This window comes from Mycobacterium sp. 852014-50255_SCH5639931 (assembly GCF_001665605.1).
GTDB classification, from domain to species: Bacteria; Actinomycetota; Actinomycetes; order Mycobacteriales; family Mycobacteriaceae; genus Mycobacterium; species Mycobacterium paraffinicum.
In genome coordinates, this window is sequence record NZ_LZSV01000021.1 from 92456 (window position 1) to 109835 (window position 17380).

14 protein-coding genes and 1 pseudogene are annotated in these 17380 nt (G+C 66.7%); 7 read left to right on the top strand and 8 right to left on the bottom strand.

Annotated elements, in window-relative coordinates:
- Positions 1 to 390 precede the first annotated feature (390 nt).
- The 4 genes from A5758_RS12945 to A5758_RS12960 form a co-directional block, all read right to left on the bottom strand.
- Complete coding sequence (locus A5758_RS12945) at positions 391 to 1308, bottom strand: 5-oxoprolinase/urea amidolyase family protein (RefSeq protein WP_067740444.1); 918 nt, start codon at positions 1306 to 1308, stop codon at positions 391 to 393.
- A gap of 15 nt (positions 1309 to 1323) precedes the next feature.
- Positions 1324 to 1998: an allophanate hydrolase subunit 1 gene (locus A5758_RS12950; RefSeq protein WP_067740452.1), complete on the bottom strand. Its 675-nt coding sequence runs from the start codon at positions 1996 to 1998 to the stop codon at positions 1324 to 1326.
- A 112-nt stretch (positions 1999 to 2110) separates the two neighbouring features.
- Complete coding sequence (locus A5758_RS12955; RefSeq protein WP_067740453.1) at positions 2111 to 3109, bottom strand: ABC transporter substrate-binding protein; 999 nt, start codon at positions 3107 to 3109, stop codon at positions 2111 to 2113.
- Between the two features lie 55 nt (positions 3110 to 3164).
- Positions 3165 to 3749: a TetR family transcriptional regulator gene (locus A5758_RS12960; protein WP_067207645.1), complete on the bottom strand. Its 585-nt coding sequence runs from the start codon at positions 3747 to 3749 to the stop codon at positions 3165 to 3167.
- Positions 3750 to 3905: 156 nt separating this feature from the next.
- On the opposite strand from A5758_RS12960, the gene A5758_RS12965 reads away from it, so the two are divergent.
- Positions 3906 to 5294, top strand: a complete 1389-nt coding sequence (locus A5758_RS12965) for an MFS transporter (RefSeq protein WP_156622620.1) — start codon at positions 3906 to 3908, stop codon at positions 5292 to 5294.
- Between the two features lie 10 nt (positions 5295 to 5304).
- On the opposite strand, the gene A5758_RS12970 is transcribed toward A5758_RS12965, so the two are convergent.
- Positions 5305 to 6555 carry a DNA polymerase domain-containing protein gene (locus tag A5758_RS12970; protein WP_067740456.1) on the bottom strand — a complete coding sequence of 417 codons (1251 nt, stop codon included), beginning with the start codon at positions 6553 to 6555 and terminating at the stop codon, positions 5305 to 5307.
- 58 nt (positions 6556 to 6613) lie between these two features.
- On the opposite strand from A5758_RS12970, the gene fadD2 reads away from it, so the two are divergent.
- A complete protein-coding gene (gene fadD2, locus A5758_RS12975) occupies positions 6614 to 8293 on the top strand; it encodes a long-chain-fatty-acid--CoA ligase FadD2 (RefSeq protein ID WP_067740458.1) in 1680 nt (559 codons plus the stop codon).
- A gap of 18 nt (positions 8294 to 8311) precedes the next feature.
- Here the strand turns inward: fadD2 and A5758_RS12980 are convergent, their stop codons facing one another.
- A complete protein-coding gene (locus A5758_RS12980) occupies positions 8312 to 8677 on the bottom strand; it encodes an ATPase (protein ID WP_067207659.1) in 366 nt (121 codons plus the stop codon).
- Between the two features lie 509 nt (positions 8678 to 9186).
- On the opposite strand from A5758_RS12980, the gene A5758_RS25210 reads away from it, so the two are divergent.
- Entirely contained in the window at positions 9187 to 9501 is a 315-nt protein-coding gene (locus A5758_RS25210; RefSeq protein WP_156622615.1) for a hypothetical protein, read from the top strand.
- A gap of 144 nt (positions 9502 to 9645) precedes the next feature.
- Here the strand turns inward: A5758_RS25210 and A5758_RS12985 are convergent, their stop codons facing one another.
- Together A5758_RS12985 and A5758_RS12990 are read right to left on the bottom strand one after the other, a co-directional pair.
- Complete coding sequence (locus tag A5758_RS12985; protein WP_067740460.1) at positions 9646 to 11856, bottom strand: acyl-CoA dehydrogenase; 2211 nt, start codon at positions 11854 to 11856, stop codon at positions 9646 to 9648.
- Between the two features lie 127 nt (positions 11857 to 11983).
- Positions 11984 to 13117, bottom strand: a complete 1134-nt coding sequence (locus A5758_RS12990; protein ID WP_067740463.1) for an alpha/beta hydrolase — start codon at positions 13115 to 13117, stop codon at positions 11984 to 11986.
- Positions 13118 to 13226: 109 nt separating this feature from the next.
- Here A5758_RS12990 and A5758_RS12995 point away from each other — a divergent pair, with 109 nt between their 5' ends.
- From A5758_RS12995 to A5758_RS13010, 4 genes and pseudogenes are all read left to right on the top strand, one after another.
- A complete protein-coding gene (locus tag A5758_RS12995; RefSeq protein ID WP_067207670.1) occupies positions 13227 to 13811 on the top strand; it encodes a VOC family protein in 585 nt (194 codons plus the stop codon).
- On the top strand, positions 13808 to 14356 hold the full coding sequence (locus tag A5758_RS13000) for a hypothetical protein (protein ID WP_067207673.1): 549 nt from the start codon (positions 13808 to 13810) through the stop codon (positions 14354 to 14356). Before A5758_RS12995 ends, A5758_RS13000 begins: the two co-directional genes overlap by 4 nt.
- Before the next feature lie 85 nt (positions 14357 to 14441).
- Positions 14442 to 15458, top strand: a pseudogene (locus A5758_RS13005) (hypothetical protein); the annotation flags it as partial.
- Positions 15459 to 15904: 446 nt separating this feature from the next.
- Positions 15905 to 17380, top strand: coding sequence for a condensation domain-containing protein (locus tag A5758_RS13010; protein WP_067740465.1), 1476 nt, complete (start codon positions 15905 to 15907; stop codon positions 17378 to 17380).

The following is a 17380-nucleotide window of genomic DNA, read 5'->3' on the forward strand; positions in this document are numbered from 1 at the left end:
CACCTTTCGTCGACTGCGATGTTTTCGGGGAACGGCACGGGGCGGTGCTCATTTCCGGTCGGCTGTCGGTGAATCCGATTGTGCGCCTTGGGATGGCGGGAGCATGCCACTGCGTAAGGAGGCGTGCATAAGACTCCCTCTCGTCAGGACCCAGTCTGCCGCACAACGGAAAGAAAAGTGGGCGCCCCGAATGAAGAGGGATGCCCCGCCGTGCATTTCGATGCTCACATTCGAGACGGAGTCGGGTCAACTCAATTCGGCCCAAATCGCCTGTAAGTTGATTACCAGTTATCTGGTAAATCCCTGTAGGCGGCGAACGCCGAAATAGCCGCCCATTTCAAGTGATTCGGCCCGGCCGGGCGATTTTATGTGAGCTGGAATACATTCCGGCTAGGAAAACGGCAAGATCGCGACGCCGGACTGTGGTTGGGCACCCACCAGAATCCTCGGGCGTGACCAGTGCAGGCGCACCGACTGTCCGGGGCGCACCTGGGCGATTTTGTCGATGTCCTCGTCGACCACGACACCCACCACCGGGTAGCCGCCGGTCACCGGGTGGTCGGGCCCGAGGATCACCGGTAAACCGTTGGGCGGCACCTGAATCGCGCCGCGGGTGGTGCCCTCGCTGGGCAGCTGGCGGTCCGGGTAGCAATGCTGCAGAGGGCGGCCGACCAATCGCATTCCCACGCGATCGCTGCGATCGGATGCCACCCAATCGTTGTGCACCAGGGCATCGGGGTCGAGGAACCAATCGTCGCGCGGCCCGGGCACCACCGCCAACTCGACCACGTTGGCGGTGATCGCCGCCACCGGGGCCTGATCGAGTTCGGGGTAGTCAAGTGTGTGCTCACCGACCGGGAGCTGATCTCCCGCTCGCAGCGGCGACGGGCCGATGGCCGACATCACGTCGTAGCTGCGCGAGCCGAGCACGGGCTCCACGGCGATACCGCCCCGCACCCCGAGGTACGTGCGCAGCCCGGCAGTCGGCGTGCCCAGGGCGATCGTTTGGCCGTCGCGAACGTGCTGAATGCTGTTGGTGCCGAACTCAATTCCGTTGACGGTCGGGTTGGTGTCGGCCCCCGTCACGGCGATGTCGATGTCGCCGCCCCGGACCCTGGCGGCGAAACCGCCGAGCGTCACTTCGACCGTGGCGCGGTCATCCGGGTTGGCCACCAGGCGGTTGGCCAACTGGTGTGCGCGACGGTCGGCGGCCCCGGACCGGCTCACGCCGAGATGGGCGAGTCCCGGCCGGCCCAGGTCCTGGACGACGGCGAGCGGTCCGGTGCGAAGAATCTCCAGGGTGCTCACGGTGATCTCCTTACCTCAGACGGCCCGGAACTGAACCCACATGCCCTGCGTCAGCAACGCCGGCCCGGGCCGTTCGAGGTCCCACAGGACCGCGTCGGTGCGGCCGATCAGTTGCCAGCCGCCGGGCGACTGGCGCGGGTATATCGCGCTGAATTCACCGGCCAGGCCGACCGAGCCGGCGGGCACCGAGGTGCGTGGCTCGGTACGGCGCGGCACCCGAAGGCGCGCGTCGCCGTCGACCAGGTACGCGAAACCCGGGGCGAACCCGCTGAATCCGACCCGCCACAGCGAACCGGTGTGCGCGTCGATCACCTGCGCGATGGTCAGCCCTGTATGGCCGGCGACCTCCGCCAGGTCCGGGCCGTCGTATACGACGTCGATGACCAAATCGGCACGGCGTTCCGGCGCGGCGAGCTCCTCGGCGGTGACCCGCATCTTGCGGAGTCGCTGACGGATCACCCCTTGGCAGCGGGGGCCGTCCAGCTTCACCAGAACCGTGCGGGCGGCCGGGACGATGTCGACCACGCCCGGCAACGCCGCGGCGCGCAGCTGTGCCGCCCACGCCAATACCTCGGCGGTGCTGCCGCATTGCAGCAGAAGCGCGTTGTCGCCGAAATCCAGAACCGTGTTGCCGACCAGTTCCGTCGGCAGGTCCTTGGACACGTTGTCGGTAAGGTCCGTCACGCTCATTACTCGACGGTAACCTCCCCATCACCGACTGGGCGAGGGGCGAGCGACGGATTTTCGAACACTGCCAGAGCTGCCTTAGCAAACGCTCAAACCCCGCTGGTGCGGCCGGGGTCTAACCGAGGATTTTGCCGATTTGCGGGGGGAGTTGATCGGCGACCAACGGGTAGCTCAGCGGCGAGGAAAAGGCGATCGCGCCGGCCTGCTCCTTGGTGGTGAAGATGTGCCGGTTCTGCGCGGTGGCCAGGGAGGCCGCTACATCGGGGTCGGCGAGCAATGCCTTTTGGTCGTCGGGGTTCTCGGTTGTCCAGATGACCACATCGGCGGAATCGAGCACCGCCCTGATGTGATCGCGGGGGATGACGGCGCGGTGATCGGTGCCGAAAGGCTTGATGCTGTCGGCGATCACCAACCCCATCTGGTTCAGGAAGTCGGTGCGCCAGCCGGCCATGGTCGCGACGATGGTTCCCTGCCAGAGCGTGCCCTGCATCAGCAACGCCTTCTTGCCCGTCCAGGCCGGGTGCTCCTTGGCGACGGCGGTGAATTTCTGGTCGACGGCGTCGATCAGCGACTTCATCTGGTCGGCCTGGAACACCGCCTGTCCGATGGCGGTGGCCTGCTCCTTCCACGGCTCGAAGAAGGCATCGCCGTCCGACTGCGGCACGGTAGGGGCGATCGCGGAGAGCTTCTGATACGTATCGGCGTCCACGCCCGCGTTGGTGGCCACGATCAAATCCGGTTTGAGGCCCGCGATCTGGTCGACCGGGATCCCGTTGTCGAGGTTCAGCACCACCGGCTGCGCCCCGCCGAGCCTGGGCTGGGCCCACGGCCACACCGCGAACGGCTGATCACCGAACCAGTAGGTCACCGCGATCGGCACCACGCCGACCGCGAGCAGGTCGTCCTGCTCGGTGTAGCCGGCACTGACCACGCGTTTGGGTGGTTCCTTGATGACGGTCTGACCGAACAGGTGGTTGATGGTCACGGATTTGCCGCCGGAGGTGTCCGACGACGGTTTGCCCGACGAGCACGCCGCCGGAGCCCCGGCGACCGCAGCGACCGTCGCAGCCCCTGCGAGCTGCAAGAATCCCCGTCGATTCCAACCCTGTCGCATCGCGTGAGATTATCGCGTTCCCTGCCCGCCAGGGCATCGCCGCGCGGTTGCGCGCTCAGTCCAGCGGCATGCCGGCGTCCAGGAAGTCCAGCGCCCGATAGATGGTGTCGGCCGTTTTCGGCGCGCTGTCGAACGCCGCCATCATGGCCCCGACCATCGCGCCGACGTACACGCGGACTTCGAAATCGGTTGCGCCACGGCCGATCCGGCGACCGATGGCCTCCGCCATGACGTTTACGGTGCGGTAGTACTCGTCGTAGAGGGCGGCCTTGAGCTCGGGTATCGAGAAGATCAGCCGCTGCCGGGTGTTCTCGAACTCCAATTGCTCGGGTGACAGGCCGGCCATCGTCGTGGCGTAGGCGCGGCGGATGGCTTGGCTCGGCGACAGCTCGGGCGGCTGGGCGTCGAACGCGGCCAGTATCAGCGGATCGAGGTCGTCGGCCAGCAGCAGCGACTCCTTGGACGGGAAATAGCGGAAGAAGGTGCTGGGGGAAACCTCGGCGGCGTCGGCGATCTGTTCGACGGTGGTGGCGCCGTAGCCGTTGGCGTCGAACAGCCGGAACGCCTCGCGGCGGAGGGCATGGCGGGTCTTGATCTTCTTGCGTTCCCGCAGCCCCAGGGGCTGGTCAGTCGCCGGCATGGGGCGATTCTCCCGCATTCTGGGTGCGAAAAGTTCTGACAGTGGCTCGAAGGCCACTGCGAGATCCACGTATCTCCGGCGTAACTGTGGCCACGCGGCCCGGTAACAGTCCTTTCCTAGCGTCGGGGTGTGACTACGACGACCTCTTCAGAGCCGATCGCTCCGGTCCTTGCGCCCGCGCCTGGGCGCCCTTCTCACCGGGGCGGGCACTGGATCGACGACTGGCGGCCCGAAGACCCCGCGTTCTGGGAGACCACCGGCAAGCCGATCGCCCGCCGCAACCTGATCTTCTCGATCTTCGCCGAGCACGTCGGCTTCAGCGTGTGGATGTTGTGGAGCATCGTGGTGGTCCAGATGACCGCCGGTCCCCACGGGCATCCGTCCGCGTCCGGCTGGGCGCTGACCGCCAGCCAGGCGCTGTGCCTGGTCGCCGTCCCAAGCGGGGTCGGCGCCTTCCTGCGCCTGCCCTACACCTTCGCGGTCCCCCTCTTCGGCGGCCGCAACTGGACGACCATCTCGGCGGCGTTGTTGCTGATCCCGTGCGTGCTGCTGGCCTGGGCGGTCAGCCATCCCGGCCTCTCGTTCACCGTCCTGGTGGCGGTCGCCGCGACCGCCGGCTTCGGTGGCGGCAACTTCGCCTCGTCGATGGCCAACATCTCGTTCTTCTACCCAGAGAAGGACAAGGGCTGGGCGCTGGGCCTCAACGCGGCCGGCGGCAACGTCGGCGTCGCGGTGGTGCAGAAGATCATCCCGCCCATCGTCGTCGCCGGCGGCGGGGTGGCGCTGGCGCGCGCCGGCCTGTTCTACGTGCCGCTGGCCGTGGTGGCCGCGGTGTGCGCGTTCGGATTCATGAACAACCTGTCCGAGGCGAAGGCCGACGTGCGGCCGGTATGGCAGTCGCTGCGGCATCCCGACACCTGGGTCATGTCGCTGCTCTACATCGGCACGTTCGGATCGTTCATCGGCTACTCGGCGGCCTTTCCGACCCTGCTCAAGACGGTGTTCGGCCGCGGCGACATCGCTTTGACCTGGGCATTCCTCGGTGCGGCGATCGGCTCGGTCATCCGGCCCCTGGGCGGCAGGCTGGCCGACCGGATCGGTGGCGCGCGGATCACCGCGGTCAGCTTCGTCATGCTCGCCGCGGGCGCCGCGGCGGCGCTGTGGTCGGTCAACGCCAAGAACCTGCCGCTGTTCTTCGCCAGTTTCATGTTCTTGTTCGTCGCCACCGGCATCGGCAACGGCTCGACCTACCGGATGATCTCGAGGATCTTCGTGATCAAGGGGCAGCTCGCCGGCGGCGACCCCGACACCATGGCGCACATGCGCCGCCAGGCTGCCGGCGCCCTGGGCGTCATCTCGTCGATCGGCGCCTTTGGCGGGTTCGTCGTGCCGCTGGCGTACGCCTGGTCGAAATCGCACTTCGGCAGCATCGAACCCGCACTGCGGTTCTACGTGGGCTTCTTCCTGGCCTTGCTGGTGGTCACCTGGTACTGCTACCTGCGCAAGGGCAACGCCTACAACGCGCAAGCGCGGGCCGGCGTGTAGCCGCCGCCTCTCAGCTCGACGGCTTCTGCTTGCCCCCGTAACCGTCCCAGGGGCTGTAGGCGGCGATCAGCTCCTCCTGCGGAGGTCGCTGGTCGACCGGCACATGCTGCAGGTTGATCCGGATGCGGTACCAGATCGAACTCGGCCCGCGCATGCCGTCGACCAGGACGTCGACCGGTTGCAGCAGGTGAGATGCATCCGGGTGGCGGCCGCGCCAGGTGTCCAGCGCGGCCAGCGCCTCGTCCTTGGTCTTGGTGCGGGCGATCTCGATGAGCGGCATCACCGACCGGCGCCGGCCGTCGGCCGTGCCGGATCCCTTCGGCGCGCGCTCGGGGGGCCCCATCTCCTCGGCCAGCACCAGCAGCCGGTCGAGCTCACCGACCGCGTCGTCCATCCCCTCCCACGGGTCACCCATCGCGGCGAACCGGCCGGGCACGGTGTCGATGGTGAACTCCTCGGGAAGGCGCTCGGTGACTTCGTCCCACAGCAGCGGCGTCGAAACCCGGGCGTCCGGCGTCGCCCGAACCGAGTACGCCGACGCGACCGTGCGGTCCTTGGCGTTCTGGTTGAAGTCGACGAACACTCCCTCGCGTTCTTCCTTCCACCACCGGCTGGTCGCCGCGTCGGGCACGCGCCGCTCGACCTCGCGGGCTACGGTCTGGGCGGCCAGCCGCACCTGCCGGAACTCCCAGCGCGGGGCGATCCGCGCGTAGATGTGAAAACCGCGGCTCCCGGAGGTCTTCGGCCACGCGGTCAAGCCGTAGTCCTCCAGCACCTCGCGGGCCACCAGCGCGACGTCGACGATCCGCCGCCAGGCAACCCCGGGCATCGGATCCAAGTCGACCCGCAGCTCGTCGGGATGGTCGAGGTCGCCGGCCAGCACCGGGTGTGGGTTGAGGTCGACACAGCCCAGGTTGATCGCCCACGCCAGTCCGGCGGCGTCATGGATGACGGCCTCCGCGGCCGATGTGCCGCGTGCGTAGTGCAGTTCGGCGACGTCGACCCAGTCGGGCCGGTTCTTCGGCGCGCGCTTCTGGAACACCGCTTCCTCGGAAATGCCCTTGACGAAGCGCTTGAGGATCATCGGCCGGCCGGCCGCGCCGCGCAGCGCCCCCTCGGCCACGGAAAGGTAGTAATGGACCAGGTCGAGTTTGGTGTGCGGCCCCGTGCCGCCGTGGGCTTCGAACACCACCTTGTCCGGATGGGTGATGGAGACCTGGCGCCCATCCACCTCCAGCGAAACCGGACCCATGTTCATCATCGTAAGTCGGTGGGTACTTACCTCTCGGAATGCGACGGACGTCACATAGGGTGGATCCATGCCTAATCTGATTGGCCTGCCTGGGCAGGCTGTTGCCAAGGTTCAGCAGTACCTGGAACGCGGCTCGGCTGAATTGCACTACGTGCGCAAGATCTTCGAAGCGGGCGCCTTCCGGCTGGAGCCGCCGCAGAACTACGCCGCCATGGCCAACGACATCTACAAGTGGGGCGAGTTCGGCATGCTGCCGTCACTCAATGCCCGACGCCATCCCGACCGCGCCGCGTGCATCGACGAAGAGGGTGAGTACACCTTCAAGGAGCTGGACGACGCCGCCCACGCGGTGGCCAACGGGCTGCTCGAGATGGGCGTCAAGGGCGGCGACGGGGTGGCGATCCTGGCGCGCAACACCCGCTGGTTTCTCATCGCCTACTTCGGCGCCGCCCGGGTCGGCGCCCGCATCATCCTGCTCAACAGCGAGTTCTCCGGCCCGCAGATCAAGGAGGTGGCGGAACGCGAGGGCGCCAAGCTGATCATTTACGACGACGAGTACACCAAGGCCGTCAGCAAGGCCGAGCCGGAACTGGGCTTCCTGCGCGCGCTGGGCACCAACCCCGACGCGGACGGGCCGTCGGGCAGCAAGGACGAGACGCTGGCCGACCTGATCGAGCGCAGCAGCAAATCACCCGCCCCGAAGGCGAGCAAGCACTCGTCGATCATCATCCTGACCAGCGGCACCACCGGCACGCCGAAGGGGGCGAACCGCAGCACCCCACCGACGCTGGCACCCATCGGGGGCATCCTGTCCCACGTCCCGTTCAAGGCCAACGAGGTGACCTCGCTGCCCGCCCCGATGTTCCACGCGCTGGGCTTTCTGCACGGCACCATCGCGATGTTCCTGGGCTCCACCCTGGTGCTGCGCCGCAAGTTCAAGCCGCCGCACGTGCTCGAAGACGTCGAGAAGTACAAGGTGACCGCCATGGTGGTGGTGCCGGTGATGCTGTCGCGGATCCTCGACGCGGTCGAGAAGATGGACTCCAAGCCCGACCTGTCCAGCCTGAAGATCGTGTTCATCTCGGGGTCGCAGCTGGGCGCCGAGCTGGCCGGCCGCGCGCTCAAGGATCTCGGCCCGGTCATCTACAACATGTACGGCTCGACCGAGATCGCGTTCGCCACCATCGCCGGACCGCAGGACCTGGAGCGCAACGCGGCGACCGTCGGCCCGGTGGTCAAGGGCGTGAAGGTCAAGATCCTCGACGACAACGGCAAGGAAAAGCCACAGGGCGAGGTCGGCCGGATCTTCGTCGGTAACGCGTTCCCGTTCGAGGGCTACACCGGCGGCGGCCACAAGCAGATCATCGACGGCCTCATGTCATCCGGTGACGTCGGCTATTTCGACGAGCACGGCTTGCTTTACGTCAGCGGTCGGGACGACGAGATGATCGTCTCCGGCGGAGAGAACGTTTTCCCGGCCGAGGTCGAGGACCTGATCAGCGGGCACCCCGAGGTGGTGGAGGCGACGGCCATCGGCGTCGAGGACAAGGAATGGGGCCACCGGCTGCGCGCCTTCGTCGTGAAGAAGGATGGCTCCGACGTCGACGAGGACACCATCAAGCACTACGTTCGCGACCACCTGGCCCGCTACAAGGTGCCGCGTGAGGTGGTCTTCCTGGACGAGTTGCCGCGTAACCCTACGGGCAAGATCCTCAAGCGCGAGTTGCGTGAGATGGAGGTCGACTAGCCGCTGTCCCCGTCGGGGTCAGCGCCGGTCTTTGATGGCGCGGGTGATCTGCGCCGCGAGTTTGGGGTCGACCAGAAGTTGGTCGATGAGCGCGGTGAGGACCTCTTGTCCGGTCACCCGGGCGACGCCCAGGCGATCGGCGGCCTCGCGCTGCCAGATGTCGAGGGCGCGGTGGGTGGCCGCGGGGAGGTCGACGGTGCGGCGTGTCCGCTGACCCCGGCTCGCCTGGTTGACCGCCGGCTGGCTGATGATCCGGTGGGCGCCCTGCTGCCCGAGCCCGGTGAGGCGCTCGGTCGGCGCGGCGTCTCCTGCCGGTGTGGCCGACGGCCCGGGGCCCCGGAACGTTCCGGCGCCGGGTCCGATGTGGCTGGGGTTGAAGTTCACTGCGGCGGTCGTCCTCCGGTGAGTGGCCAATCAGTAAATCAGCATTGAGTCTGACAATACTGATTGTTCCACCGACGACGGCGTAAGTCGCGTCGCCGGGCCGCGGGCCGGCCGCGTCCGCGGTCAGCGCCGCAGCAGCGGTTTCTCGCAGCAAATTTTCGAAGATGCTCTCCGACGCGCCGGTGGACGTCGGGAAATTCGATCAAAAGACAGGGCACGGCATGGTCCTATTGCCGTAATTCAGCGGATCCGCTGATGCGGAAGCGTGCAAACCAGTATGTCAGTAGATCGCCTCTAAACAGCACAAATGCGAAGCCTGCGTAACTCAGTAGTTGCCCATATCCTGATTTATGGAGATCATTAATTCCGGCGAAATCAGCTCTCATAAATGCCCTTAAGTCATTTGTTACATAATTCACAGCGCCATTTTTGTGTAGCAACGTTGTTTGCAGGGAAAGTTCTGGCTAACGTTTTGTTTGTCGGCATCAGGACCTGGAAGGAGGGTTGCGATGACGATTTCTGCACGATCGTTACGCGCCGCCGCCGTGGGCGCGGCGGGTGCCTCGGCGGTGGCGGGAGCGCTGCTGTTCGGCGCAAGCCCCGCCGCACAGGCGGCCCCGGTATCAGGTCCCGACACCAGCTTCACCACCACCGGTCCGCACGGTACGCCCGGCGGACCCGGCATCATTCCCGACCGTCCAGGCGGGGGTCATGGCGGTCATGGATGGGGCGGCCACGGATGGGGCGGCGGAGGCCACCCCGGTTGGGGTTCGGGCAACCGCGGATTCTGGGCCCCTGGGCACTGGTGGAACTGGTGGTGGTGAACCACCTCCCCGTGGTAGTCGATCAGCCTCGACGTGCCGATCACTCCTAGGCTGACCGGCCCACGGGATGGGGGGGAACCATGCCGGCCTGACCACCCCTCAGGTCGGCATGGCCCTCTCTCCGGGCCAAATCGGAAGTGGCAGTTAGGGATCGCGGGGGAGACCGAGTAGCCGCTCGGCGATGATGTTCAGCTGCACCTCGGAGGTGCCGCCGTAGATGGTCGTGGCCCGGCTCGCCAACAGGTATTCGCCCCATTTGCCGGGTAGCTCGCTGGTGTCGCCGATGGCGGCGTCGGTGCCGAACGAGGACACCGCGAACTCCGCGTACCCCTGACCGGTGCGCATCGAGAGCAGCTTGGAGATGGCCGCGGACGGCATGGCATCCCCGCCGGCCAGAGTCAACAGGGTGGAGCGCAGGTTCAGCACCTTGGCGGCGTGGCCCTCGGCGATCAACTGACCCGCTCGGTGTTGTGCGACCGGGTCGAACTGCCCGTCGCGAACGAACTCGACGAACTGGCCCAGAGTGGCCAGGAAGTTCGCCTCGCTGCTGCCGATGGAAACCCGTTCGGCGGTAAGGGTGTTGCGGCTGACCTCCCACCCCCGGTTCACGTCGCCCAGCACGCATTCGTCCGGCACGAACACGTCGTCGATGTAGACGGTGTTGAACATCGCGTTCCCGGTCAGCTCGCGCAACGGCTTCACCTCGACGCCTTCGCTGTGCATGTCCAGCAGGAAGTAGGTGATCCCGTTGTGCTTTGGAGCGCTCGGGTCGGTTCTCGCCAACAGCGCGCCCCACTGGGAGAGCTGCGCCGCCGTTGTCCAGATCTTCTGGCCGGTGATGCGCCAGCCGCCGTCCGTTCGGGTGGCCTTGGTGCTCAGCCCGGCCAGGTCCGATCCGGCGCCCGGCTCGGAGAACAGCTGACACCAGATCATGTCCCCGCGGAAGGTCGGCGGCAGAAACCGCTGTTTCTGCTCTTCGGTCCCAAAGGTGACGATCGACGGAATGATCCACGTCGCGATGCCCATCTGTGGGCGCTTGACCCGGCCGGCGGTGAACTCCTGGGCGATGATGATCTGCTCGACCGGGCTGGCGGCGCGACCCCACGGTTTCGGCAGGTGCGGTAGCGTCCAGCCGCCCTCGGCGATCGCGACCTTGCGCTCGGCGCGATCCATCGCCTTGAGCGCGGCGACCTCGGCCCGGATCTCGTCCCGCAGCTTCTCGGTGTCGGGGTCGAGGTCGATGTCGACCGCCCGCACCCCGGTGCTGGTCGCGGTGTGCACCACTTTCTGCGGGTACTCCGAATTGCGGCCGAACGAGGCGGCCAGCAGCAGCGCCCGGCGGTAGTACACGTTCGTGTCGTGCTCCCAGGTGAAGCCGATCCCGCCGTGCACCTGGATGCAGTCCTGAGCGCACCGTTGAGCGGCAGCCGGCGCGAGCGTCGCCGCGACGGCGGCGGCGAACTCGACCTTGGAACCCGTGATATCCCAATCGTTTTCGCGCGCCTCGTCGATAGCGCGGGCGGCGTCCCACACCGCCGCGGTTGCCCGCTCGGTGTCGGCGATCATCTCCGCGCACTTGTGCTTGATGGCCTGGAACTGGCCGATCGGCCTGCCGAACTGCTCACGGATCTTGGCGTACTGGGACGCGGTGTCGGTCGCCCAGCGCGCCACCCCGATCGCCTCCGCGGACAGCAGCGTCGTCATCAGCGCGTGCGCTGTCGCCATGCTCAGGTTGCACAACGCGGCGTCGGCGCCGACCTCGACGGCATTGGCCCGGACATGGGCGACGGGCCGTAGCGGGTCAAGGCTTTTCACGGGCTCGATCTCGAGCTCCTCCGCGCGCAGCACCACCCATTCCTCGCCGCTGTCGATCGCGACCGGGAGCACCAGCACGGAGGCCTGCGCCGCCGCCGGAACCGCGCGGACCTCGCCGCGGAGCACGAGCACGTCGTCATTCGGGCCCTGGCGGGTGGCGGTCAACCCGCAACAGTCCATCGCGTAGGCGGCGATGGCGGCGCCGGACGCCAGCTCGGAGAGCACCTTCGCGTGCGGGTCGTTGGCGGAAATCAGTGCGCTGGCGATCGCCGACGGCACGAAGGGGCCGGGCACCGCGCCGTAGCCGAACTCGGCCAGCACGACGGCCAACTCGAGGATGCCGAAACCCTGCCCGCCCACGGATTCGGCCAGATGCAGACCCTGCAGGCCTTGTTCGGCCGCGGCCCGCCAGTAGGGCGGGGGATTGTCGATCGGTGTCTCCATTGCCGCGTGCAACGTCTCGGACGGCGCGATGCGCGCCACCAACGACCGCACCGAATCGGCCAGGTCTTGATGCTCAGCAGTGATAGCGATCGGCATTGGTCGCCTTCCCATGCTTTAGGGGTTCCCGCCTTGGCCAGGCACCCTCCAAACTAACAACCGGTCGGTTGGTTGACCACAGGGGTCACCGGCGTGCCAGCGCACCTTGGTGTCCGCGCCGAGCTCTTCAGTGAAACCGCTTGGCGATCCACTTCGCGATGATGTCGGCCTGCTCCCCGCGAGCGCCCGGGGTGGTGAAGTAGTGGTCGGTGTCGATCGACGACGGCGTCTTGTCGGGGCCGGCGAGCGCGACGAAAATCCGTTGGGCGTCGGACGGAAAGACGCCGGTATCGGCCTCGGCGTTGATCACCAGGGCGGGGCAGCTGATCCGGGCCAGATGCGGTTCGGCCCTGGTCTGCGCCACCCGCAGGCTCCACATGCCCAGCCAGTTGCGCAGGGTGCAGGCCGCGGCGATGCCATGCGCCGACCGGTTCGCCTTGGCCGGAACGCCGGCATAACACATGTTTGGTTGACGCCTGGTCGGCTCGATGCTGGCGTCGACCATGCGGGGATCGGCCCAGGTGCGCATGACGCTGAACGGGCGGTCGGAAAACCCCGCTGCGCGAACGCGTTTGAGTTCCTGCTCCGCCCAGTCGGTGATGGCGTGGTTGCGCGCGGTCTGCGCCCGGCGATAGCGGGTGAGGAACTCCGGTGAATACGGCGGCCCGTTTCGCTCGTTGAACAGGTCGAGGTCGGCATCGGTGGCGACGGGGTCGTTCTCGTCGACGACGGCACCATCCATCCAGGCCGTCAACACGTCGGGTCGCCCGGGATGGGCGGCGGTGGCCACGTAGCCGTCGGCGGCCGGCAACTCGGTCAGGCCCGCGGCCGGACGCATCCCGTCCAGCGGGGTCACATTCGGCTCCACGGCCTGCGACTGATATGCGGCCATCAACGAGCCGCCGCCTGAGTTGCCGAGCAGCACAACGGTTTCCACTCCCTGCACCTCGCGCAGCCAGCGCACCCCGACGCCGATGTCGACCAGCGCGTGGTCGAGCAGAAAGCTGCTTTCGAAGCCGCGAAACCTGGTGTTCCAGCCCAGAAAGCCGACACCGCGGGTGGCCATGTAGTCGGCGAGGTAGTGCTCGGAAAAGTCGATCTGGTAGTGCGTGGCGATCATTGCCACCTTGGGCTTGCGTCCCACCCCGCGGTGGTACAGCCCCTGGCAAGGATGCCCACCCGCGCCGGCGCGGCCGGCAGTCGGCGACGGCAGGCCGACAAACTCGCGGATAACCCCGGCGGCGGCGGTGTTAGGAGTCATTTACCGGCCCTGTTGGCATTGGAGGTCTCGTTGAAACTTCAGGCCGATGTTAGATTCAGAATTACAACTTGGCCAGGACTTCAAGCCGGGGACCGAGGGGAGCCGCGCGATGATCAAGCCGCACAACACCAACACGGAATTCGAACTCGGCGGGATCAACCACGTCGCGCTGGTCTGCTCGGATATGGCTCGGACCGTGGACTTCTACACCAACATCCTCGGCATGCCGTTGATCAAGTCGCTCGACCTGCCCGGGGGTGCGGGCCAGCACTTCTTCTTCGACGCCGGCAACGGCGACTGCGTCGCATTCTTCTGGTTCGCCGATGCCCCCGACCGGGTGCCGGGCATCTCGTCGCCGGGCGCCATCCCCGGTATCGGCGACATCACCAGCGCGGTCAGCACCATGAACCATCTCGCATTCCACGTGCCGGCCGAAAAGTTCGACGCCTACCGCCAGCGGCTCAAGGACAAAGGGGTGCGCGTCGGCCCGGTGCTCAACCATGACGAGAGCCCGACGCAAGTGTCCGCGACGGTGCATCCGGGGGTGTACGTGCGGTCGTTCTACTTCCAGGACCCCGATGGCATCACCCTCGAATTCGCATGCTGGGTCAAAGAATTTGATGCCACCGATGCTCAGGCCGTGCCCAAGACCGCGGCGGACCGTCGACCTCCGGTGGTTGCCGGCCTGCCGTGACCGACGGCATTCTGTCCGACGCTCAGATCGCGGCGCTGACCCCCGGGGAGCGACGGCAGCTCATTTCCCGGCTCGAGCAGCCCGTGGGCGAATTGATCGACCCGGCGCTGCTGGCCAGGGTGCGGCGCATCCGGTTGAGTCTGATGGTCGGTGGCTCGATGGCAATGGTTCCCTGGCTGGGGTATCTCTCGGTCACGTTGCCGGAGAACTATGTTGCCCACAACTGGCCCGTGACGTGGGTGGGCTTCGACATTCTCCTGGTCGGATTCATGCTGGCGACAGCGGTGCTCGGGTATCTGCGCCGCCAGCTGCTGGTGCCGGCCGCGTTCACCACCGGCGTGTTGCTGATTTGCGACGCCTGGTTCGACCTGATGACGGCCGGCCCCAAGGATGTCTGGCTGTCGGTGATCACCGCGCTGCTGGTCGAGGTGCCGCTGGCAGTGTTCCTGATCTTCAGTGCGCAACGGCTGATACGGCTCACGATGATGCGGTTGTGGCTGCTGGACCCCGGGATGCGGCTGTGGCAGCTGCCGTTGTTTCCCTGAGGTGGCAGTGATTTGGGCTCGGCGCGCCAGTCTGAAGCGTCGGACCTGTGCTTCGGCCCGGCGAAGGTAAAGAAGATTACCGGACCTTGCCGTGCTGCCGTTGACCGATGGTGGCGCGGCGGTGAGCCTGGTGGTCACCCATTGCCTCACCGATGGCGTCGGGCTGTGCGAGGCGTTGGCCGACGCAGCATGCCGCCGCGAAGACGCCATAGCCTGGCCCGCGGCGGCGTCACGGCGGCGGTGGCGGGCGTTGCGCGAGGACGCGCGCCAAACCGCGCGGGACACACCGAATGTGGGCCGGGCCCTCGTCGCGGGCGCACGCATGGCCCGGGCCGGCCGTGCAGTCGCCCCGTCGCCGGCCACCAAGCGCCCCGTTCCGCCCGCCGGACCGGACGAACGCATCACGCTGCCCATGGCAACCGTCTTCATCGACGCCGCCGAGTGGGACGCGCGCGCAACCACCCTCGGCGGAACGAGCAACGCGCTGCTTGCCGGATTGGCGGCCCACCTCGCCCAGCGAGTGGGACGGGTCGCCGCGGACGGGACGGTCAACGTGGGGATGCTGGTCAACGAGCGCGCCCCCGGCGACACCCGCGCCAACGCGGTCGTCAACGTGGATATCACGGTCGACCCGGTGCCCGCGACCGGGGACCTGCGTGAAATCCGGGCGAGGATCAAGGAGGCGCTGTCCCGCCACCAGAATGAGCCCGACGGACGCTGGGCGTTGCTTCCGCTGGTCCCCCTGATTCCCAAACGCGTCATGCGGCGACTGATTGGCGTGGTCACCGGCAGCGCGATCACCGTCGTGTCGTCCAACCTCGGATCGGTGGACCCGGCCGTCAACCGCCCCGACGGCGCCGACGCCGATCGCTTCGCCATGAGGACTGTGTACCCGGGCGTGACCACCGCGACCATGTACCGCACCAACGGGGCGCTGGCGTTGTTGTCGGGCAGGGCGCACGGCCGGGTCTTCATCTCGTTCCTTGCCTACGAGCTGGGCCGCCCGAATTCGAAAGCCGATTTAAAGCAACACGTCTCGGCCGCGCGGAGCGACTTCTCGCTCACCGCCACCATGGGCTGGTGCACCGCCTGCCCGGTGTGACACGCCCGTGTCGGCAGCCGTCCGCCAGTTCGTCGACCGGAAATGGCACCAACCGGTCGTAAAGCTCATCCCGAGTTTCGACGGCCCGCATGCCCGTTCGGCAAACGGCTCAAATGCGCATCCGTCTCCTAATATTTTGTGCGTCGCGCGGACGACCGCTCCGGCAAACACGGCTGCGGCATCGTGAGTGAGGACGCGCGAAAGTGCGATCGATCACACGGTCATGCAATTGTTGCCTGCATCCCATTCGTGCGATACCGTCCACAGCGGCGACACAGGGGGTGCATAGGGACGCCGCAAGTGGGGGTTCCGATATCGGGAAGCCCGTCGCAAGACTTCAGCCCAACGGGAATTTCGTGCTGCGCGAAAAGCCATGCGCGAGAACTCTTTCTGCCTCCCTGGCCGTGCAAGCTACTTCGGCATCGGAAGAACGAGGACTTAAGAAAATGGTCTCGCTCGGCAACATCAACGAATGGCAACCGCCACATGGCCCGGTGACCGTGTGGATGGCCGCACCCTCTGGACGTGAAGCGGCTCGAACCGCGCAACGAAGTGACTGTCCGCCGAGTTACCAGCAGGCCCAGCATCTTTGGGCCGCCCACCATGGTAGGACCCTGAGCAGGGAGCTGCCCCGGCTGATGATCGTGGCGTGGGACATTCCCGGCGCGTGTGACATTCCGGCGATGACGGCGGCGATCAACACGCATGTCCGCCGCCACGATACTTACCACAGTTGGTTCGAATTCGAGAACGGCGTCATCGTGCGTCGCGTGATCGACAACCCCGATGCCGTCGAGCTCGCTCCGGTGCAATTCGGACGAATGGCCGCCGACCAAGTGCGTACACACGTCCTGACGACGACCCCGGGAACACTCGAATGGGGATGTTTCACATTCGGGATCATCCAGCACGCAGACTATTTCACGTTCTACGCGAGCGTCGACCATCTCCACATCGATGGCCTGTCGGCCGGGGTGATCTTCGTCGACATCCACCTGGCGTATCAGGAGCTGGCGCAGGGGCACCACTCCGCGGCCCTGCCCGAGGTCGGCAGTTACCGGGACTACACCGCGCGACAGCGTGCGAAGACGGCGAGCTTGACCATGGCGTCTCCCGCGATCAAGCAATGGATCGCATTCGCCCACGACACCGATGGCGACTGGCCGAGTTTCCCTCTGCCCCTGGGTGATACGTGGGTCAGCAGCAAAGGCGACTTGTTGACCGTGCAGCTGCTGGACGCCGCCGGCACGGAGTCTTTTGACGCCATGTGCGGTGCGGCCGGGGCCCGGTTCATCGGGGGAGTGCTGGCCTGCACCGCATTGGCCGAGCACGAATTGACGGGCAGTGCGACTTACCATGGGTTCACGGCCAGGGACACCCGGACGGCGGGCATCGACACGATGACGGTGGGTTGGTTTGCCAGCCTGGTTCCGGTCGCGGTGCCTACCGCCGGGACCACGTTCCCCGAGGCGGCCCGGGCGGCGCAGAAGTCGTTCGACGCGGCCAAGGAACTCGCCGATGTGCCAATCGAGCGGGTCTTGGAGTTGGCGGCGACAGCAGACGGACTTGAGATCAAGCCTCCAACGCGGCTGCCGATGATGTTGTCATTCCTGGATTTTCGGAAGATACCGCTCGCCGGGCTCTGGACGGAGACGAATTTCGGTACTTATGGCGACAACCTGTCCGCCGGCGGCATCAATATGTGGATCAACCGGCAGGCGGCAAGTACCACAGTGACGATCTCGTTTCCGGACAACGCGGTGGCGCGCGAATCGGTGGACCGCTACATCGCGACATTGATCGACGTATTCGCACGCGTCGCCGCCAGCGCCTCGCGCGAGCCCGATGTTGTGGCAGGCCGGGGTAACCCGGATGCGGCGGACCCTCCTGTGGCAGAGGAAGACGACGACGAGGCGGCCTAG